This window comes from Candidatus Eisenbacteria bacterium (assembly GCA_030017955.1).
GTDB lineage: Bacteria > Eisenbacteria > RBG-16-71-46 > JASEGR01 > JASEGR01 > JASEGR01.
The window spans coordinates 1-16792 of record JASEGR010000063.1 but is presented as its reverse complement, the minus strand read 5'-3'; the positions used below and the strand labels follow the sequence as shown (position 1 = coordinate 16792).

Here is a 16792-nt window from a genome sequence, read left to right as displayed (position 1 = left end):
CCCCCTCATACCCCCTGGCAGTGTGCCTCATGAAACGCCCTGCATTTCGTAAAGTTATTTCTGGGACGGCACACTAGGTGCTGCCGCAGATTACCCCGACTTTCATCAGGTTCAATACGATGCTTGACAATCGCAGACAATTGCCAACGGATCGGGCAAGACGTGGAGGAGGAGAATCAAGCGGACAGGCGAGAAAACGATGCAACAACCGAATTCTAAGAGACAGCGGCCCCAACCGTCAAGAGAATTGTCTTTGCAGGAATAAGAATTGACTTATGGTCTAATTTGTGGTAACATGGTTTTATCCTGTGGGCCCGGTGAGTCACTTAGTTCCACTAACCGAGAGGGCGGGATGACATCTAAGAGCCTCGTGCTCCGCCATCTGAGGAGGTAGGTAAGATGAAGCCTGCATCTAGTTTACCAGCATTTTTGGTCCTCGCAGTTATCGTAGCTACCAGCTTCCTTTTCGTCGGGACTGTTGCTGCACAGCAACCCTTCGAGGTCTTGACCACGCTTACGTATCTGGGGGGAACTCCTGGAAATCAGCTCTACAAGTATGATTATAAAGTCGTGAACAACTCCCTCTTCCCGGTGATTGCCGGTGTCCTAATGTTTTTCGACTCTGACGGAGTCAATTTCCTTGGTGATAGAGCGGACTTTGTAAGTGCTGAGTCTCCTGCTTCCTGGGACGTCGGAGTCTATGCAGACCCGGACCCGAATCCGTGGTTCGTCGAGTGGATGGACCCGGAGTACGCAAACCCGATTCCCATGGGAGGGTTCCTCGAAGGATTCTCCCTGACTATTGTCTGGAAAGACCCGCTTACGGTTCCTGATGTTCAGCATTGTGAAGTGATGAATGGCGGTGCTGAAGGCGGATGGACCGAGATTGTTGCGAGAATCGGGTTTCTGGGAAACATCCTGGGGACTGTTACTGCCACATGCGGCAGCTCAACTGTGCCTGCTGCCGGCGTCACAGTTGACCTCTTTGATTCACTGGACAACATGATTGCAAGCACTGTCACCGATGAGCTTGGCCAATTCTCATTTGTTGAGCTCGAACCCGGCACTTACCATCTGACTATTGTTGCGCCGATTGGCTACGTCCCCGATGCACACACAAAGACTGTCGTTGTGAACACGGGCGAGACAGTCAACGCTGCCTTCACTCTGACGTGTCTTCCCATAAAGCCCGACCAGAGAACCATCGGCTACTGGAAGCACCAGGTGAACGTCTATTTGACTGGCAAGGGAAAGGCTCAAGAGAGCCTTTCGAGTCTGTCAAACTACATGGAGATGATCAGGATTCATTTTAACGAAAACATCTATAACCCGGTCGTGGTCTTTGTAGTCAGCACACCTGGGAGCAGGGCAGATAGTCTTGAAGCCCTGACACAGCTCCTTACGATAAACAAGGGCGGGACAATGCTTGACAGAGCAAAACAGCAGTTCATTGCTCTCCTTTTGAACGTTGCCTCTCTCAAGCTCTCCCAGTCAACTGTGATCAGTGCAGACGGCGCAACGGTTTCCCAGGCAATAACCTACGCCAACGCGCTCATAGCTGATGGGCTCACGTTCAACGACGAGATTGCGAAGGACATCGCTGACCGGACAAACAATGGACTGGTAGTTCCTGCCGGTGTCATCCCGCTTTCTACCCCGACGATTCTCTACGAACTGAAGCCGGGAACTCTAGAAATCACGAGGATACCTGATGGGCTGGCGCTTTCCGTCGGCTATCCGAATCCTTTTGCAGAGAGAATCTCATTCACCGTTGCCATCCCGGAGGGTTTTGGAACGGTTAGGATGAGAGTGTTTGACGCAAAGGGAGGCCTGGTTAGCACTGTTGCAGACGGAAATATTGCCTCCGGTACTCACACCTTCTACTGGAATGGAAGGCACGACAGCGGACAGATGGCAGCATCCGGCACCTACTTCGTGAAGGTTGAATCCGGCGGGAAAGTGCTGGCTGGAAAGCTGATTTTGAGCAGATAAGGAATTCTGGCAGGTCAGAGACCCAGAGAGACGTGGGGTTGGTTTTCGGCTCACGTGTCACTGATTTCGGTTGACACGTGAGCCGGCTTGCAGTAGAAGTACAGCGTGGGAATGTGCTCGCGGTCTTGTCTACGACATCTTCGCTCTGAATATATGAACCGTTTGAATAGTGCCTATTGGAGGCGCTAGGGAGAGTTGTATACTGCTCCCCTCTTGAGTGAGACACGGGGATAGTAGAGTATCCTGGGGAAAGATGAAGGCCATCTACAGATAGGCCGGTATTTCTTGATTGACTTGTGGGCAGGGTTTTGGTAACATATGGATGAGTTCACCGGCAAAAATCACTGCGGGGGGAGAGTGATATGATCAAGAAAACTTGCTACTGTTTAGCTGTCCTTGCTGTCGGATTTCTTTTGACCCGTCCTGTCTTTTCTGAACCGCTCACGTCAATGGGGTATGCTCTTTACCACTGCGAGAACGGGACCTGGGTGCGCTACACGTCTTCTGAGCCGATGCCTCAAGGCGGGAATGTCCCTGGCACCAATCTCTGGCGCTACAATTACCGGATAAGAAACCTGGGCTTCCCGACCAAGATCAGCACTGCCTATGTCTATTTCAATTCGGACGACGTTTTGAGATCGACCTGGTCCGCCAGCTGCGCGCCTACTTGCTGGACCGCCGCGAAGACCGGTCCTGCGCCCGGCTATAACAACTGGAAGATCAGATTCAGGACCCTGACTTCTTCCTGCTATATAGCTATGGGTGACAGCCTCGGTGCGATTGATATGAACGGGGGACCATGCGTGCCGACCTATTGCAGCGGGCATTTCGCGGTGGAATTCACGTGGACCGGTGCGTCGCTCCCCGGCCCGCAGAACTATGATCTTATCTCGGGCGCCGGGTCAGAAACGGGAGTTACAGCTGAAGTCCCTGCCCCACCGACAGCACTGGATGCCAGAAGCTGGGGCAGAGTGAAGGCGCTCTACAAGTAGCTTATTTTCTCCGGCTTCTTTCGAGCCTTTTGAAGCCTGCGCACTCAAGCACTTCAACGTCACGCTGAAGCACTGAGTCCAGGACAAGGTTCATCCCCAAGGTGTCGCTTGCCATGTGACCGGCAAGGATCACATTTATTTTCTCTTCCTTCGCTTTCTCAACGCTCTTCTCGGGCATATGCATGACAACAAGGGTGCTGATTCCGCGCTTCGAAAGCTCTGAAATAGCTTCATCCTTCGGCATAATGCCGCCGGTCATCTCGACAAATACCTTTCCGCAGCGGTTGTCCTTCTTTCCGGCAATTATCATCGCAGGAGCTTGAAGTTTGGCTTGGTGCCGGTATTCGGGTTCGTCTCTCACCAGCTCCAGCGTGTCCCCGACCGTCCGCGGTTTGGCTTTGTCTATTTTTTTCTGGAGGTAGTTCGCAGCGTTGTTATCCGCAGCGGTGTGGCAGCACATCAGGGGCATCCCGACCAATCTGGCAATATCAACCGGGGCATCGGTGTTCCTCACGTGAAATTCCCTTACCGCCCACTCAACCCTTTCATCCGTGAGACTCTGCGCTATGTGAGGAGGAACGCCGAACCGGATCCACTGCTCGGTGTGGATATCCATCACATCCGGAAGTTTCTTCAACGCGAGGCCGGCCGGGTGATGGGACAGGACAAGATCGACCTTCCTCCCCACTCTTCCCAGCTCACTGGCCAGCATGATTTCGGGTCCCAAGGCATCAATTCCGACCATTATCCTCTTTATGGTCTTCTTCTCATCTCCCCACAGTATCCGCACGTCGGCGTAAGGATTCTTGAGTCTCTCCAGGTCGTAGTGGTCCTTCTCGTACTTTTCCAGCTTCTCGTAGCTTTTCTTTTCTCTATTGAGTAGCTCGCTTACTCCCTTTTTTCCCCTTGGATCAGCCGCTATCCCTGCGGCAATGCATTTCCTGTAAAACTCACCGATTCGCATGTCGCTCCCCTCCGTGTCGCTAATCGTTTCCTGCCCGTGTCTCTTCTCAACAAGATCGCCTCAATCAGCACTGGACAAAGACATTCCCAGCGTCGGCAGACTGCCGGGTCGCCTCCGGACTCATCTGGCAAGCCCTGCTCTGTCAACTATGTCCAGAAGGCCTGGGCTGCGACAGAAGAACCGTCGTTCCTCTGTCCTTGCCAAAGGCGAAGTCCACGGTCCCCATAAGGGACTTCATAATGAAGATCCCTCTTCCACGAGGCCTTGTCCAATCGTCCGGTTTACTCTCGAGCAAGACCTTGTCCAACTCAAAGCCCGGCCCTTCATCCTTCACCAGTACCGACAAGCTACCGTCTTCAACGATAAAGCTGAAAACGATCTTCTTTGACTCGTCGTATTTTGAGCCGTGCTGGATCGCGTTTGTCCCGGCCTCCAGTATTGAGATTGAGAATGCGTCCTTCTCGTCGTCTCCCATCCCTAGACTCGCAGCCACACCAACGAGAAGGGCATCCGCAAAAGGAAGATACTCCAGCCGGCCTGGAATGGAGAGTACGGCTATCTCCTCGCCTCTTGCCCCCGGTCCGGTTTTTTCGCTAGAAGCTGGCAACGGCTTCTTTCTCTGTTTCAAAGACTTCGAAAACCAGCGAAAGCTTGGTTATCACAAATATGTTGTGGATTTTCTTATCGGCCTTGCAGAGTTTCATGCTGGCATTTCTCTTTGCATAGTTCGTGTATCCGGCAATGAGAACCCCAAGAGCAGTGGAGTTCAGGTGATTGGTTTCTTCGAGATTGATGACAAGTTTCTTGTTTTCCTCTTCAGCGAGCTGTCTGATTCTCTTTTCCACGACAACGGTCTCAGGTCCTCCCATGAGATAACCCTTTGGATACAGAATCACTACGTCTCCTTCTTTCTTCTCCTTCAACTCCATCTCAAACCTCCTTTACCAGAGTGCAGGAATCCGAAAACCCAAGAGCGTGATTCCCTCATCGGATCAAAACAAGGGTTCTCTTGCGTCGAAGAAAACCCCAGCCACCAAAGCAGCCTAACCTGTGCAGAATAGAATTCTTGTCGGGTTTTGTCAACCCCCTAACTGCCTAGGCTTGCACGAAGTACCTGACTCTCTCCTTCTTGTACTCTTTTGTGCTGTAGAGAATCTCGTAGTCGCGGGCTCCTGTCTTGTCTGCAATTCCCTCCATGACTTCCTTGCACTGCCGTTTGGTCCTCCCATGAATCATCACGAAAACCGAGTAAGGCCAGCCTCTCAGCACCGGTCTTTCGTAGCAATGGCTGACCTGCGGGAAGGATGAGGCAATCCTTCCGAATGCATCTACATCATTTTTCGGGATCTTCCACGCGGTCATTGCATTTGCGGCAAATCCGGCATTCCTGTGCCTCAAGACAGCGCCGAACCTTCTCATGAATCCCTTGCGAATCAGCTCCTTTGCACCTGCAATCAGCCGTCCCTCCTCGATGTCAAATTCCCTGGCAGCACTCTCGAATGGCCGCCTGACAGGAACAATCCTCCTCTGGAGCGCCACCACGAGCTTTGTGTCAAACGAAGTAAGTCTGAATGAGCGCGATGGCACGTTCCTGTTCCTCCTTGTCTTTTTCCCGCCACTCATGTCAAAGCTCACGCCAATCTTGAAGACCCTCAGAGACGGAAGGACCAGAATCCTCTCAGGCCTGAGCCTGGTTCTCAGCTTCCCGAGAGTTCTCGTGAGCGCCGCCTGAGAATCTGCCGTCACAGTGAACCAGAGATTGAATTCGTGATCCCTTCTGTAGTTGTGAGATACGCCCGGCTCTCTTGAGACGATCTTTCCTGCAAGGTCAACCCGCCGGGCCGGCAGCTTCATCGCAACAAGTGTGCTCACAAATCCAAGCTTTCGGGAATCGAAGATGCCGCTTATCTCCCGTACGACGCCTTCTTCCATGAGTTTTCCCAGATTCGTGAGCACCCAATCTTCACTTCTCCTCATGGATTTGCCGATTGATAGAAATGGCCGTCTGGTCAATGGGAAACCGTCCTGGAGAAGGTCCAGGAGTCTTGCCTGCGGATGAGATATTCGCAGTCTTCTTCTCAATCAGTCCTTCACTTTTCTGACATAGACCCTGTACTCGCCGTCAGATTCCTCAATCCCAAGAAACTCATTCCCGGTGTTCTTGCACCAGGCCGGCATATCCACCTTTATGCCTTCATCGGTTGAAAGGATTTCGAGAACCTCGCCGGCTTTGAGCTTTTTCATCTCCTGAGCAGTCTTTATGACCGGCATCGGACAAAGCAGTCCGAAAGCATCAAGAGTGACGTCTGCTTTCAAGGTTTCCCCGTCCCCTTTTCTCTGACAGCGTTGTGGTAGAGAGGAGACATGTCTCTCAACCGTTTCACCAGGCCGGGGAATAGATTGGCCACGAGTTCCACTTCCTCATCGTTGTTCTCGCGCCAAAGTGTGAAAAGCAGCGAGCTTTGGGCCCTCTCAGGAGGAATGCCCATCGCGGTAAGCACATGAGAAGCTTTCAAGGCTCTGGATGCACATGACGAGCCGCTCGACGCCGCCACTCCATGATCATTGAGGAAGGCCAGCATCGCCTCTCCCTGGACAAAATCAACTGAGAGATTGAGGTGCCCCGGCAGTCTCTCCCGGCGATGCCCGTTCACGCTGATGTGTTCGGTGGATTCGAGAATCCTTCTTTCGAGCTCATCACGCAGCAGCTTCACCTCTCCGGCATACACCGGCATCTCCCTCATGGCAATCTCCGCTGCTTTGCCCATTCCGACTATCGCCGGAGTATTCTCGATACCGGCCCTGAGACCGCTTTCCTGAATGCCGCCTTCTATCTGGGGCAGCATTCTTGTTCTCTTCCTGACATAGAGGGCAGCGGCTCCCTTCGGTCCGCCGAACTGGTTGGCTGAAAGCGTCAGAAGGTCAATCCCGAGACCGTTTACGTCAAGGGGCACATTCCCGCATGACGAGACACAGTCAGTGTGAACCGCTATCCCTGATTCGTGCGCAACGGCCGCAATCTCCCTGATTGGCTCAATTGTCCCGACCTCGTTGTTCGAGTGCATGACCGAAACGAGTATCGTATCCCTCCCAATTGCCCTCTTGACCTCTTCAGGATCAACCATGCACGAGCTGTCGACCGGTAACCGGCTTATCCGGAAGCCCATTCCTTCAAGCGAGTTCGCAGAGTGAAGCACTGAGAAATGTTCAACCTGGGAAACCACGACATGATTTCCCTTTGTCCTGTTTGCCAGAGCATACCCTTTGATAGCAAGATTGTTTGCCTCCGAGCCGCTTGAAGTGAAGATAATCTCTTCCTTCGAAGAGCCGATGAGATCCGAGACATGCTGTCTCGCTTCCTCAATGGCTCTCCTTGGCTCGTCCCCGGCCCAGTGAAGACTCGACGGATTTCCAAACGTCTCCGACAGGAACGGCAGCATTGACCGCAGGACTTCACTCGAAACGGGAATTCCCGAGACGTTGTCAAAGTAGATCAATCTGTTTGCCACGTTCAAATCCTTGTCGGTGGTCACATTTGGAATCGCGGCGCAATCACGACGGAAGAGGTCTCACAGACGATCATCCTGACGGCACTGGCGTACAAGAAGAATGGGAAACCTGGAAACTGTCGAAAGACCGGAACTAGTGTCGTGTCCCGGAAATTCCTCGTCTACGTCTCTGTCCCCGGACACGACACTTTCATAAGGGCTATCGCCCCTCTGACGCTTCAGGATGCTCCTACTCGTCGCATCCCTCCGCTGTCACCCCTGAGGGGGTCGGCCACGACCCCCTCATACCCCCTGGCAGTGTGCCTTATGAAACGCCCTGCATTTCGCAAAGCTATTTCTGGGACGGCACACTAAATGACGGCTCCTTCGGTAAGGACCTCTCCGGATTTGAATCTCTCCAGATTCAGAGCAGCCACATCAACAGTCTCAGGTTTTCCTTTGATGACTATTTCAGAAATGACTTTTCCAACCGCAGGCGCATGCATGAATCCGTGACCGCTGAACCCTGCAGCCAGGTAGAATCCGTTGACTTCCGTTTTCCCGAGTATGGCATGCGAGTCCGGTGTGATATCATAGAGCCCTGCCCAGCCTCTCATGACCTTCGCCTTTTCAAGAACCGGGACTCTCGCCACGGCACACTCAACCATCTTCAGCATGTAGTCCCAATCGACGATTGTGTTTGTGCTTGACGGCTCATCCTTATCAACCATGCCCATGACGATACCGCCACTTTCTTTTCTCATGTAAAGGCCGGTGTGAAAATCTACTACCATAGGGAGCGTGTCAGGAAGCTCGGGAAAAACTTCCGTAGCGAATATCTGCCGCCGGTAAGGAGCAATCGGAACGTCAACACCGACCCAGGAAGAGATTTCCTTCGCCCGGTACCCTGCGGCGACTATGACTCTTGGAGTCGAAATCTCCGCCTCGGGAGTTCGAACCTTGAATCTTCCTTCCTTCTCGACAGAGATTCCCACCACCTCCGTTTTCTCCAGGAGTCTTGCTCCCTTTTCTCTCGCAAAAGAAGCAAACGCCTGGGTAACTTCATGAGGATCGCTGAACCCATCCTCATGACAGAAAGTTCCCCCGACTATGTCATCCAGATTGATTTCCTTTTCGATCTTTGCGACCTCTTCAACCGAGACGACTCTGGAGTTCACCCGCAGCGAGTTCTGAAGAGCAACATTCCTCTTGAGCTGCTCAAACTCTGAAGGGTTCGCAGCAAGAAAGAGGTACCCGTATTGATTGAAAGCAACCTCGCGGTCTGTTTCCTCTTTGAAATTCTCAAAAATCCTTACGCTTTCCCTGGAAAGCTCAATATTGACACTGGTTGAGAACTGCTGCCTTATTCCGCCGACGCAATTGCTTGTCTCTGCGAATCCAAGAAGGTTCTTCTCAAAAAGAACAATATCACGCATTCCTTGTTTCGAAAGCTGACAGGCAATGCTCGTGCCTATTACCCCGCCCCCAACGATTACGACTTCCGAGCTGTGTGGAATGTTCATCTCTGCGCCCCTCGCCCGAACCCTGTCTCTAGAGCACCACCTCTTTGTGCCTGTGGGCGTGGCAATCAATATTCACAGAAACCGGGAGGCTGCCGATGTGACATGGCGCGAACTCCACATGCACGGCCAGAGCAGTCGTCCTCCCGCCGACACCCTGAGGACCAATTCCCAGATTGTTGATGTCACGGAGAAGTTCATCCTCGAGATCACCATAGTAAGGGTCTGGATTTCGGTCTTTGAAAGATCTGAACAGTGCCTTCTTGGCCAGGATAGCCGACCGCTCGAAGTTTCCCCCAATGCCGACACCGACGACAATTGGAGGGCAGGGGTTTGCCCCTGCTTTCTTGACAGCATCCACGACGAACTTCTTCACTCCCTCCCTGCCATCTCCCGGCGTCAGCGTCCTAAACGCGGCCATGTTCTCGCTTCCGGTTCCTTTTGCCGCCATCACAATGCGAAACTTGTCTCCGGGGACTATGTTGAAATGGATAATGGCAGGAGTGTTGTCGCCCGTGTTCTTTCTCTCCCTCAAGGGTTCTGCCACTACGGAATGCCTTAAGTATCCTTCTTCATATCCCTGGGCAACCCCCTTGTTTATGGCGTCAACGAGGCCCTTTCCTTCAAAACTAACCTCCTCCCCGATTTCAACAAAGAAGACGGCAATCCCGGTGTCCTGGCACATTGCCATCTTTTCTGCGGCTGCGATTCCGGCGTTCTCGACAAGTTGAGAAAGCACCTCTTTCCCAAGTGGTGACTCCTCTTCCTTGGCTGCAGCGGACATTGCAGAAACCACCTCTTCATCCAGATTAAAGCTTGCTTCCATGCAAATTCTCTTTACTTCCTCTGTCACACGAGAAAGACTCACATTTCTCATACTCGCAATCCCTCCGTGAAAGCCCCGGGCAGACATTCCGGCCTACCCCAAAGAAAACGCCTCAGACGACTCTAGAACGTCCTTTCAAACCTTGCTCCGAACGGGCAACTCCTCTGCTTGAGATGTGCCTCAAACTCCTCCCTGAATTTCGTAACGAAACTCTCAACGGGAAGTATGGCAGCATCACCAAACGGACAGACTGTCTTTGCTTTGATGTTGTCCGAGATATCGAGAAGGAGGTCTATGTCGCCTTCCCTGCCATCCCCGTCTTCTATTCTCCCCGTGACTCTTTCAAGCCACCCGGTGCCTTCCCTGCACGGGCTGCACTGTCCGCAGGACTCGTGATGGTAGAATCGCGAGATCACATGAAGCGCTCTGACCATACAAGTTGTATCATCCATGACAATGATCCCGGCAGAGCCAAGCATACTGCCTACCTTCGCAAGCGATTCGAAGTCCATCTGAACATCTGCTTCGGTTGAATCCAGCACCGGAGTAGAGCTCCCGCCTGGGATGACTGCCTTGAGTTTTCTTCCCTTCTTAGTTCCTCCACCGTTCTCGAAGACAATCTCTCTTAGTCTGGTGCCCATTGGAAGCTCATAGAGCCCGGGCCTGTTCACGTGCCCGCTCAGGCAGAACAACTTGGGACCGGTGTTCTTCTCAGTCCCGATTGAGCTGAACCAGGATGGGCCTCGGAGGATTATGTGAGGAAGACAGGCGATAGTTTCCACGTTGTTTATCACGGTCGGCTTTCCGTAGAGACCTTCTGTTGCAGGGAAGGGCGGCTTCAACCTGGGATTGCCTCTTCGCCCCTCTATGGAATCGAGAAGAGCGGTTTCCTCTCCGCATATGTAAGCTCCCGCTCCTCTGTGGACCATGATGTCAAACCCGAAATCCGAGCCAAAGGTCTTCTCCCCGAGGATTCCCTTCCCGCGAGCTTCCGCAATCGCTTTCTCAAGTACGCGAAACCCTCTCGCAAACTCACCTCGGATATAGATGAAGGCTGAGCGTGCACCTATCGCATAGCACGCGATTCCAATTCCCTCTATGAGAGCGTGAGGATCTTTCTCAATTATTGCCCGGTCCTTGAAAGTCCCCGGCTCTCCCTCATCCGCGTTGCAAACCACATACTTGGGGCCAGTGAAATCCTTCGGAACAAAATCCCATTTGAGCCCTGTTGGAAACCCTGCCCCTCCTCTCCCGCGAAGCCCGGACGTCTTGACGGCTTCGATTACGTCCCGCTGCGACAGCTCCTTCAAGACCTTCTTGAGAGCCCCGTAGCCTCCCAGAGAGAGATACCCATCTACGCTGGCTGCATTTCTTGCTTCAATGTTCTTGAGAAGAATCTTTTCCACTTAAGCAGTCCCTCCTGCTTCTCTTTCTCTCCACGGGGCCTGCCACACTAGTGAATGAGTTTCGAGAGCTCCTCCTTGAGAACAGGCAGAACCTCGAAAAGGTCCCCGACAATCCCGTAATCAGCGAACTTGAAAATCGGCGCATCCGGATCCTTGTTCACCGCGACAATGCACTTTGATGAAGACATGCCCACAAGGTGCTGAACCGCTCCTGATATGCCGCACGCAATATACAGCGTTGGTGAGACTACTTTCCCGGTCTGACCCACCTGATGGCTGTGGTCAATCCAGCCCGCATCAACTGCGGCCCTGGATGCACCAACTGCGCCCCCCAGAGCAGCGGCAAGTCCTTCGAGAAGCGGGAAATTCTCAGGTCCCTTCATTCCTCTTCCGCCAGAGACTATGATTTTCACCTCTGTCAGCTCGATTCTCTCTCCAACTTCTTTCAGAACCTCCCTGACCTTTGCCCTGATCTGACCAGTCTCGCCGGAGATTTCCTTTACGGCTGCCTTCGCGCCGTTCGCTTTCTCAGCAACTGCAAACACATTTGGCCTGATACCCATAAGGCAGAGCGAAGAATTCCTGAAGCTTACCCGCGCGGATGCCTTCCCGCCGAAGACAGGCCGGGTAACCACGAGCTTGCCGCCTTCATTGCTGAGACCTGTGCAATCAGATACGAATCCGACCCCAAGCTTTCCCGATATCGATGACGCCAGGTCGCTTCCAAACGGTGTTTGGCCGAAGAGAACTCCGTAGGGAGAAATCTCTTTCATAAGATTCGAGACTACCGAAGAATAGCCTTCAGAGGAGTAGTTCTTCAGCGATTCAGACTCTGCAACATAGACAGTTTTCACAGGGTACGCGGCAAGCTCGGATGCGAGTTTTCTTGAACCGTCTCCGACGAGGACGGCATCCACCTCGAGACCTCCGTCCCTTGCAATCAGGTTCGCAGCAGAAACAAGTTCAAGCGTGACTTTCTTGAGTGAATCACCCTTCATTTCCCCAACAACAAGAATTTTCCCCGGCATCGCACCCCCTAGATGACTTTTGCTTCCTCTATCAGTATTTTCACAAGTTCCCGCGCGGCATCCCTGGCTTCTCCCTGAATTATCTTCGCGGGAGGCTTTGAAGGCGGCGTTGTGACGGATTCATAGTTGACCCGCGCTTGGCCCGAAATCTCATCAGGCGTTAAGCCCAGCGACTGGAGACTCCATTCTTCAATTTTCTTCGTCCTCACCGCCATTATTCCTTTGAGAGAAGCGTAGCGCGGCTCGTTCAGACCTTTCTGCGCAGTTACAACCAGAGGGACGGGGCTCTCAACCACTTCGATGCCGCCGTCGATTTCCCTGTGTGCGGTAACTTGCTTACCGTCATCGGAAATCTCGAGCTTCGTGACAACAGCTACGTGAGGGAGATTAAGCAGCTCTGCGAGAATGATCCCGGTTTGCTCGCAGTAGTAGTCTATCCCCTGTTTCCCGCAAAGGATGATGTCGGCTTCAAGTTTCTGAATTGCTTTCGCGAGCACAAAAGCAGAAAGGTACGGATCAGAGCCGTCAATTGTCTCATGCACCAGATGGAAGGCCTCGTCCGCGCCCAGGGCAAGACCGCTCTTCAGGGCCTCCACCGCCCTTTTCGGGCCAAGGGTGAGCAGTGTAATTTTCACTTCGCCCCGTTTTTCTTTTATTCTCAAAGCTTCCTCAATTGCAAACTCATCGTAGGGATTGACCACGAACTTCACACCCGAAGTGTCAAGCTTTCCGTCTTTGATCCTTATCTGAGCATCGGTGTCTGGCACCTGCTTAAGCACAACTAGCAAGTTCATGTCATCCATCCCCCTGTCAAAGCTGTCCGCTGCCGAAGTGCCAAGCCGCCACATCAACGAGAATTGCACCCTCCACAGGCCAAATCAGAGTCGACCTGCTCGCTTCATCTGCCGCGAACCAAAAACATGCAATTTTATCCCCATCTGAAAGCGAAAATCAACTAGTTTGAGGGCCGACTGCGCCTCGGGTGCTAGTTAGCTCGTTGTTCTTTGAGATGTCCTTTTCCTCCTGCCGAAAATGTCGATCCTTCTTGAACCCGCTCGCTCGAATTTGTGTGATGGCGACTGAGCCCTTCGCCGGCTCCGCTCCGGGATGACCCATCTACTGGCTCACCAGGCGGGGAATCCTTGCCCCTCCCAGCCTCTAAAGGGCTGGGTATCCCCACCTTGCTCGCCAAGATGGGTTCCCCATCCCTCCCACGAAAGCCAGCTCACGGCTCATCGCCAACACGACTCGATTAGGGCTCGAACCAGGCAAATTCGTCCCCTTCGGGGTCGCTCCCTCGTCCAAGAAGGGGTCCAGAGATTTTCAGAAAGTCGGTTCAAGGACATCTCGGGCCCACCTGCTGTACGGCACTCGTCACCGGTACCTGCTTGAGCCTTCCAGACAACAACGCATCACGTCTTCATTCGCGCAGGCTCGTACACGCAGAATGGCTCCTCATTAAGGTAATCGCCGCTTATGCCATAGGCCCGTGCCCTGCATCCCTGGCAGAGAAACTTGTATTCGCACGCTCCACATTTTCCCTTGAGTTGACTTAGGTCTCTGAGAGAGGCAAAGAGCGGTGAGTCGAACCAAATCTGTTGGAACGGCTGCTCGCGCACATTTCCTGCCTTGAGCGGAAGGTAGCCGCAAGGATAGACATCACCCCTGTGAGAAACGAAACAGACCGAACTGCCCGCAAGGCAGCCTCGCGTCATGCCCGACATGCCGCCATGACCTGCGGATGGATCTCGCAGCTTCTTCTTTCCCTCTTTGTCAAGCTGTGCCCTTACTCTGAAGAAATGTGGAGCACAGGTGGCCTTCATTTCCATCCTGGAGTTCTTCATCTCTTCGTAGAACCATCTGAGGACTTCTTCGTACTGCCGGGGAGTGATTTCTTCGTTCTGTGCTATCTGGATTCCGCATCCCACAGGAACAAGAAGAAACATATGGAAAGCGTGAGCGCCCATCTTCTCTGCATTCCGCATGATTTGAGGAAGCTCTGCCAGATTGTGCTTTGCAACTGTTACATTTATCTGTAGCTCCATTCCGAGTTTCTTCAATGCTTTGAACCCGCGAATCGCGGCATCATAGGAGCCAGGCACCCCCCGGAAAGTGTCATGCGTGACGCTTGATGCACCGTCAAGACTGATACTTACCCTCTGGATACCCGAATCCACGATTCGGGAAGCTACACTGTCATCAATCAGAGTGCCGTTAGTCGCAAGCGCAACTCTCAGGGAGGTCCGAGACGCTGCTTGTGCTATTTCAAATATGTCGGGCCTTACCAGAGGTTCCCCGCCTGTCAGTACAACGATTGGATTTGCGAACTCCTTGATTCGATGGATAAGCTCCAGAGCTTCTTCAGTCGAAAGCTCATCAGGCGAACGCTGCGGACCCGCCTCTGCCCTGCAGTGTATGCATTTGAGGTTGCAACCGTAGGTGAGCTCCCAGAAAACAACCCTGAGGTCAGGTTTCAGGATTCGATTTTTCACTTGAGCCACATTTCTCCTGTCTGCAAGATGTCCCCCATCCCCCGTTGATCAATCTTCTCTCTCGAAGAGAATGGATCTTTACATACGAGTATTCTCCAGTCAATCAGGCCGACCGCAGACGATTGTGAAGCGATGGAACGAATTTGGGACACATCACTTAATTCATGTGGGGCTCGGCCCAGGATCGTTGACGACGGAGAGACTTGGTCGAAGGAAGCGCGACTCTCGAGCGGGTGTGAGCTGTGAGCTGGCTTTCGCGGGAGGGATGGGGAACCCATCTCGGCGAGCAAGGTGGGGATACCCAGCCCTTTAGAGGCTGGGAGGGGCAAGGATTCCCCGCCTGGTGAGCCCTAGATGGGTCATCCCGGAGCGGAGCCAGTGAAACGCTCACTCACGCTCGAATCAAGTGATGTGTCCTCGGATTCGAGCAGGGATTATTTGAGGATTACTATCTTCTTTACGGACTTGAAGCCGCCCTCCGTTTCAATCTGGTAGAAGTAGACTCCCGAGCCAAGCTTGAGGCCCCTGTCGTTTCTCCCGTCCCAGCTGACTGTGTGCCTACCGGCCTCGAGCCTGGAGTCAACCAACTTTCTGACAAGCCTTCCGGATGCATCAAATACTCGAAGCGAGACTTTCCCACGGGTCTTCAGTGAGAAGTTGATAGTTGTCGAAGGATTCATCGGATTTGGATATGCGCCTTTCAACGCATCAACGAACCCAACATTCACGGCACCGGGAATCGAAATGCTCGTGCTGAGACTTGCACACACCCCATACATGTCACCCCATCTGACTTTGTCCCGAACCTCCCGCTGCCAGCCCTTGAGCGGATCGGTGCAGATTCCCACGGAATCGCCAAACTGCCATCCAGATACACCACCAGGGCAACCAACGGAACGAACCTGATCTGTAGCATAGGAGCTCAGAACTGTGCGGTATAGAATGCTCTGATTCGCATCCTTCACCTGGTTCGCCACCTGAGCGTAGTAACTCTGACTCGGACTCGAAGGATTGACGAATTTGAGCTCAGCTTTGCCGGTTGTGCTTCCTGTCTGAATATCAATCATGTTGAACGAATTCGGACACATGTTCCCTTTGAGCGCACAAACAGTGTCACCGGCGGCTCCTCCGCGAATGTAGTTTCCGGTTTCACTTGTCAGATTCACACACCAGTTCGTATTGCCTGATGTCGAGTAGTAGTACCTATTCACGTACGTTGCCTGCAGGTAGTTGTTCATGAATGTCTTCCGGGCCGCAGCGGCATTCAGATACCTCGCGACGTCGTTACCCTGAATCGAGAGGAACTTCGGTTCGCTGGCGCTGGCACCGGCCAGGTACGAAGTGAAAAGGTCCACGTCCGCATTTTCCACGCCCGAATAGATCGCTCCGGCATCCAGGAGAACAGACTTGTATCCTTGGAGCTGGGTGAGCGTGGCACCCTTCTCAGAACCGGCTGAGCGGCCAATACCTGTCTTCCTACTGGAGCTAGGCGCTCTCTTATCATAGCGATCCCAGGTCGTGGGAACGCACCTCAGCGCATCCTCCATCCACCTCTGCGTACCGCGCATGTCATTGTGGTCGCAATAAAGCACGCATGGATATTGACCTTCTCCCACATCACCGCTGAATGATGGCAGAACCTCAACATCATCAGGAAGATTCTCATAACCCGGTTCCTCATTCCTCATCTCAAAAGAGTTGGCGCTGCCCTCACAGTTGGTCGAAACGTAATAGTCAACATGGGTGCCTGAAGTAAAGAGACCGTCTGGCAGAATGTCGTTCCCCTCCCCTCCCCATCTCCCACTCGCAAGGCCATAGTTCGGGTCAGCTTCGTGGAATGCACCCATCCAAATATCTGGAGCCAAAATCGTTCTTTTCTGTGCAGTATCCGCCCTGGCTGAATGCCAGGCAAACGGGGGATAGACTCCAAACCATGGATCGCCCGTGTTTGTGCAAGCACCGGGGATCACCCTGAAGTGGAGCCAGACCTCCATTCCCGGAGAGCTGGGACATGTCGGGCCATTAACTACTAGTGTAGTGCGTCTAACGCTTCTTTACATTTGGTGACTTTGGCCAGGATGCGC

The 16792-nt window shown here is 53.0% G+C and carries 15 protein-coding genes; 2 read left to right on the top strand and 13 right to left on the bottom strand.

Annotation, left to right across the window (positions count from 1 at the left end; genetic code table 11):
- Positions 1–399 precede the first annotated feature (399 nt).
- Both QME66_10115 and QME66_10110 read left to right on the top strand, forming a co-directional pair.
- Complete coding sequence (locus QME66_10115; GenBank protein ID MDI6809320.1) at positions 400–1992, top strand: FlgD immunoglobulin-like domain containing protein; 1593 nt, start codon at positions 400–402, stop codon at positions 1990–1992.
- Between the two features lie 362 nt (positions 1993–2354).
- Positions 2355–2984 (top strand): hypothetical protein, encoded by a 630-nt coding sequence (locus tag QME66_10110; GenBank protein MDI6809319.1) that lies wholly within the window; start codon positions 2355–2357, stop codon positions 2982–2984.
- A gap of 1 nt (position 2985) precedes the next feature.
- On the opposite strand, the gene QME66_10105 is transcribed toward QME66_10110, so the two are convergent.
- The 13 genes from QME66_10105 to QME66_10045 form a co-directional block, all read right to left on the bottom strand.
- Positions 2986–3948 carry an NGG1p interacting factor NIF3 gene (locus tag QME66_10105; protein MDI6809318.1) on the bottom strand — a complete coding sequence of 321 codons (963 nt, stop codon included), beginning with the start codon at positions 3946–3948 and terminating at the stop codon, positions 2986–2988.
- 142 nt (positions 3949–4090) lie between these two features.
- Positions 4091–4555 carry an ATP-binding protein gene (locus tag QME66_10100; protein ID MDI6809317.1) on the bottom strand — a complete coding sequence of 155 codons (465 nt, stop codon included), beginning with the start codon at positions 4553–4555 and terminating at the stop codon, positions 4091–4093.
- Positions 4542–4877, bottom strand: a complete 336-nt coding sequence (locus tag QME66_10095) for an STAS domain-containing protein (GenBank protein MDI6809316.1) — start codon at positions 4875–4877, stop codon at positions 4542–4544. Before QME66_10095 ends, QME66_10100 begins: the two co-directional genes overlap by 14 nt.
- Positions 4878–5043: 166 nt before the next feature.
- Positions 5044–6030, bottom strand: a complete 987-nt coding sequence (locus QME66_10090) for an Lrp/AsnC family transcriptional regulator (protein ID MDI6809315.1) — start codon at positions 6028–6030, stop codon at positions 5044–5046.
- The gene (locus tag QME66_10085; GenBank protein MDI6809314.1) at positions 6031–6264 is read right to left on the bottom strand and encodes a sulfurtransferase TusA family protein; all 234 of its coding nucleotides are present in this window, start codon (positions 6262–6264) and stop codon (positions 6031–6033) included.
- Positions 6261–7457, bottom strand: a complete 1197-nt coding sequence (locus tag QME66_10080) for an aminotransferase class V-fold PLP-dependent enzyme (protein ID MDI6809313.1) — start codon at positions 7455–7457, stop codon at positions 6261–6263. Before QME66_10080 ends, QME66_10085 begins: the two co-directional genes overlap by 4 nt.
- Before the next feature lie 350 nt (positions 7458–7807).
- Positions 7808–8959 carry an FAD-binding oxidoreductase gene (locus tag QME66_10075; GenBank protein MDI6809312.1) on the bottom strand — a complete coding sequence of 384 codons (1152 nt, stop codon included), beginning with the start codon at positions 8957–8959 and terminating at the stop codon, positions 7808–7810.
- Positions 8960–8987: 28 nt separating this feature from the next.
- Positions 8988–9833, bottom strand: a complete 846-nt coding sequence (locus tag QME66_10070) for a fumarate hydratase (protein MDI6809311.1) — start codon at positions 9831–9833, stop codon at positions 8988–8990.
- A 71-nt stretch (positions 9834–9904) separates the two neighbouring features.
- Positions 9905–11188 (bottom strand): NADH-quinone oxidoreductase subunit NuoF, encoded by a 1284-nt coding sequence (nuoF, locus tag QME66_10065; GenBank protein ID MDI6809310.1) that lies wholly within the window; start codon positions 11186–11188, stop codon positions 9905–9907.
- Positions 11189–11235: 47 nt separating this feature from the next.
- Positions 11236–12216 (bottom strand): electron transfer flavoprotein subunit alpha/FixB family protein, encoded by a 981-nt coding sequence (locus QME66_10060; protein MDI6809309.1) that lies wholly within the window; start codon positions 12214–12216, stop codon positions 11236–11238.
- A gap of 8 nt (positions 12217–12224) precedes the next feature.
- On the bottom strand, positions 12225–13064 hold the full coding sequence (locus QME66_10055; protein ID MDI6809308.1) for an electron transfer flavoprotein subunit beta/FixA family protein: 840 nt from the start codon (positions 13062–13064) through the stop codon (positions 12225–12227).
- 564 nt (positions 13065–13628) lie between these two features.
- Positions 13629–14708: a radical SAM protein gene (locus QME66_10050; protein ID MDI6809307.1), complete on the bottom strand. Its 1080-nt coding sequence runs from the start codon at positions 14706–14708 to the stop codon at positions 13629–13631.
- Positions 14709–15142: 434 nt separating this feature from the next.
- Positions 15143–16702 carry a T9SS type A sorting domain-containing protein gene (locus tag QME66_10045; protein MDI6809306.1) on the bottom strand — a complete coding sequence of 520 codons (1560 nt, stop codon included), beginning with the start codon at positions 16700–16702 and terminating at the stop codon, positions 15143–15145.
- Between the last annotated feature and the right edge of the window lie 90 nt (positions 16703–16792).

Excerpts from the sequence above, each read along its gene's own strand:
- QME66_10070 (MDI6809311.1), bottom strand. The coding sequence starts at position 9,833 with ATGAGAAATGTGAGTCTTTCTCGTGTGACAGAGGAAGTAAAGAGAATT.
- QME66_10095 (MDI6809316.1), bottom strand. The coding sequence starts at position 4,877 with ATGGAGTTGAAGGAGAAGAAAGAAGGAGACGTAGTGATTCTGTATCCA.
- QME66_10075 (MDI6809312.1), bottom strand. The coding sequence starts at position 8,959 with ATGAACATTCCACACAGCTCGGAAGTCGTAATCGTTGGGGGCGGGGTA.
- QME66_10055 (MDI6809308.1), bottom strand. The coding sequence starts at position 13,064 with ATGTGGCGGCTTGGCACTTCGGCAGCGGACAGCTTTGACAGGGGGATG.
- QME66_10115 (MDI6809320.1), top strand. The coding sequence starts at position 400 with ATGAAGCCTGCATCTAGTTTACCAGCATTTTTGGTCCTCGCAGTTATC.
- QME66_10110 (MDI6809319.1), top strand. The coding sequence starts at position 2,355 with ATGATCAAGAAAACTTGCTACTGTTTAGCTGTCCTTGCTGTCGGATTT.
- QME66_10045 (MDI6809306.1), bottom strand. The coding sequence starts at position 16,702 with ATGGAGGTCTGGCTCCACTTCAGGGTGATCCCCGGTGCTTGCACAAAC.
- QME66_10060 (MDI6809309.1), bottom strand. The coding sequence starts at position 12,216 with ATGCCGGGGAAAATTCTTGTTGTTGGGGAAATGAAGGGTGATTCACTC.
- QME66_10105 (MDI6809318.1), bottom strand. The coding sequence starts at position 3,948 with ATGCGAATCGGTGAGTTTTACAGGAAATGCATTGCCGCAGGGATAGCG.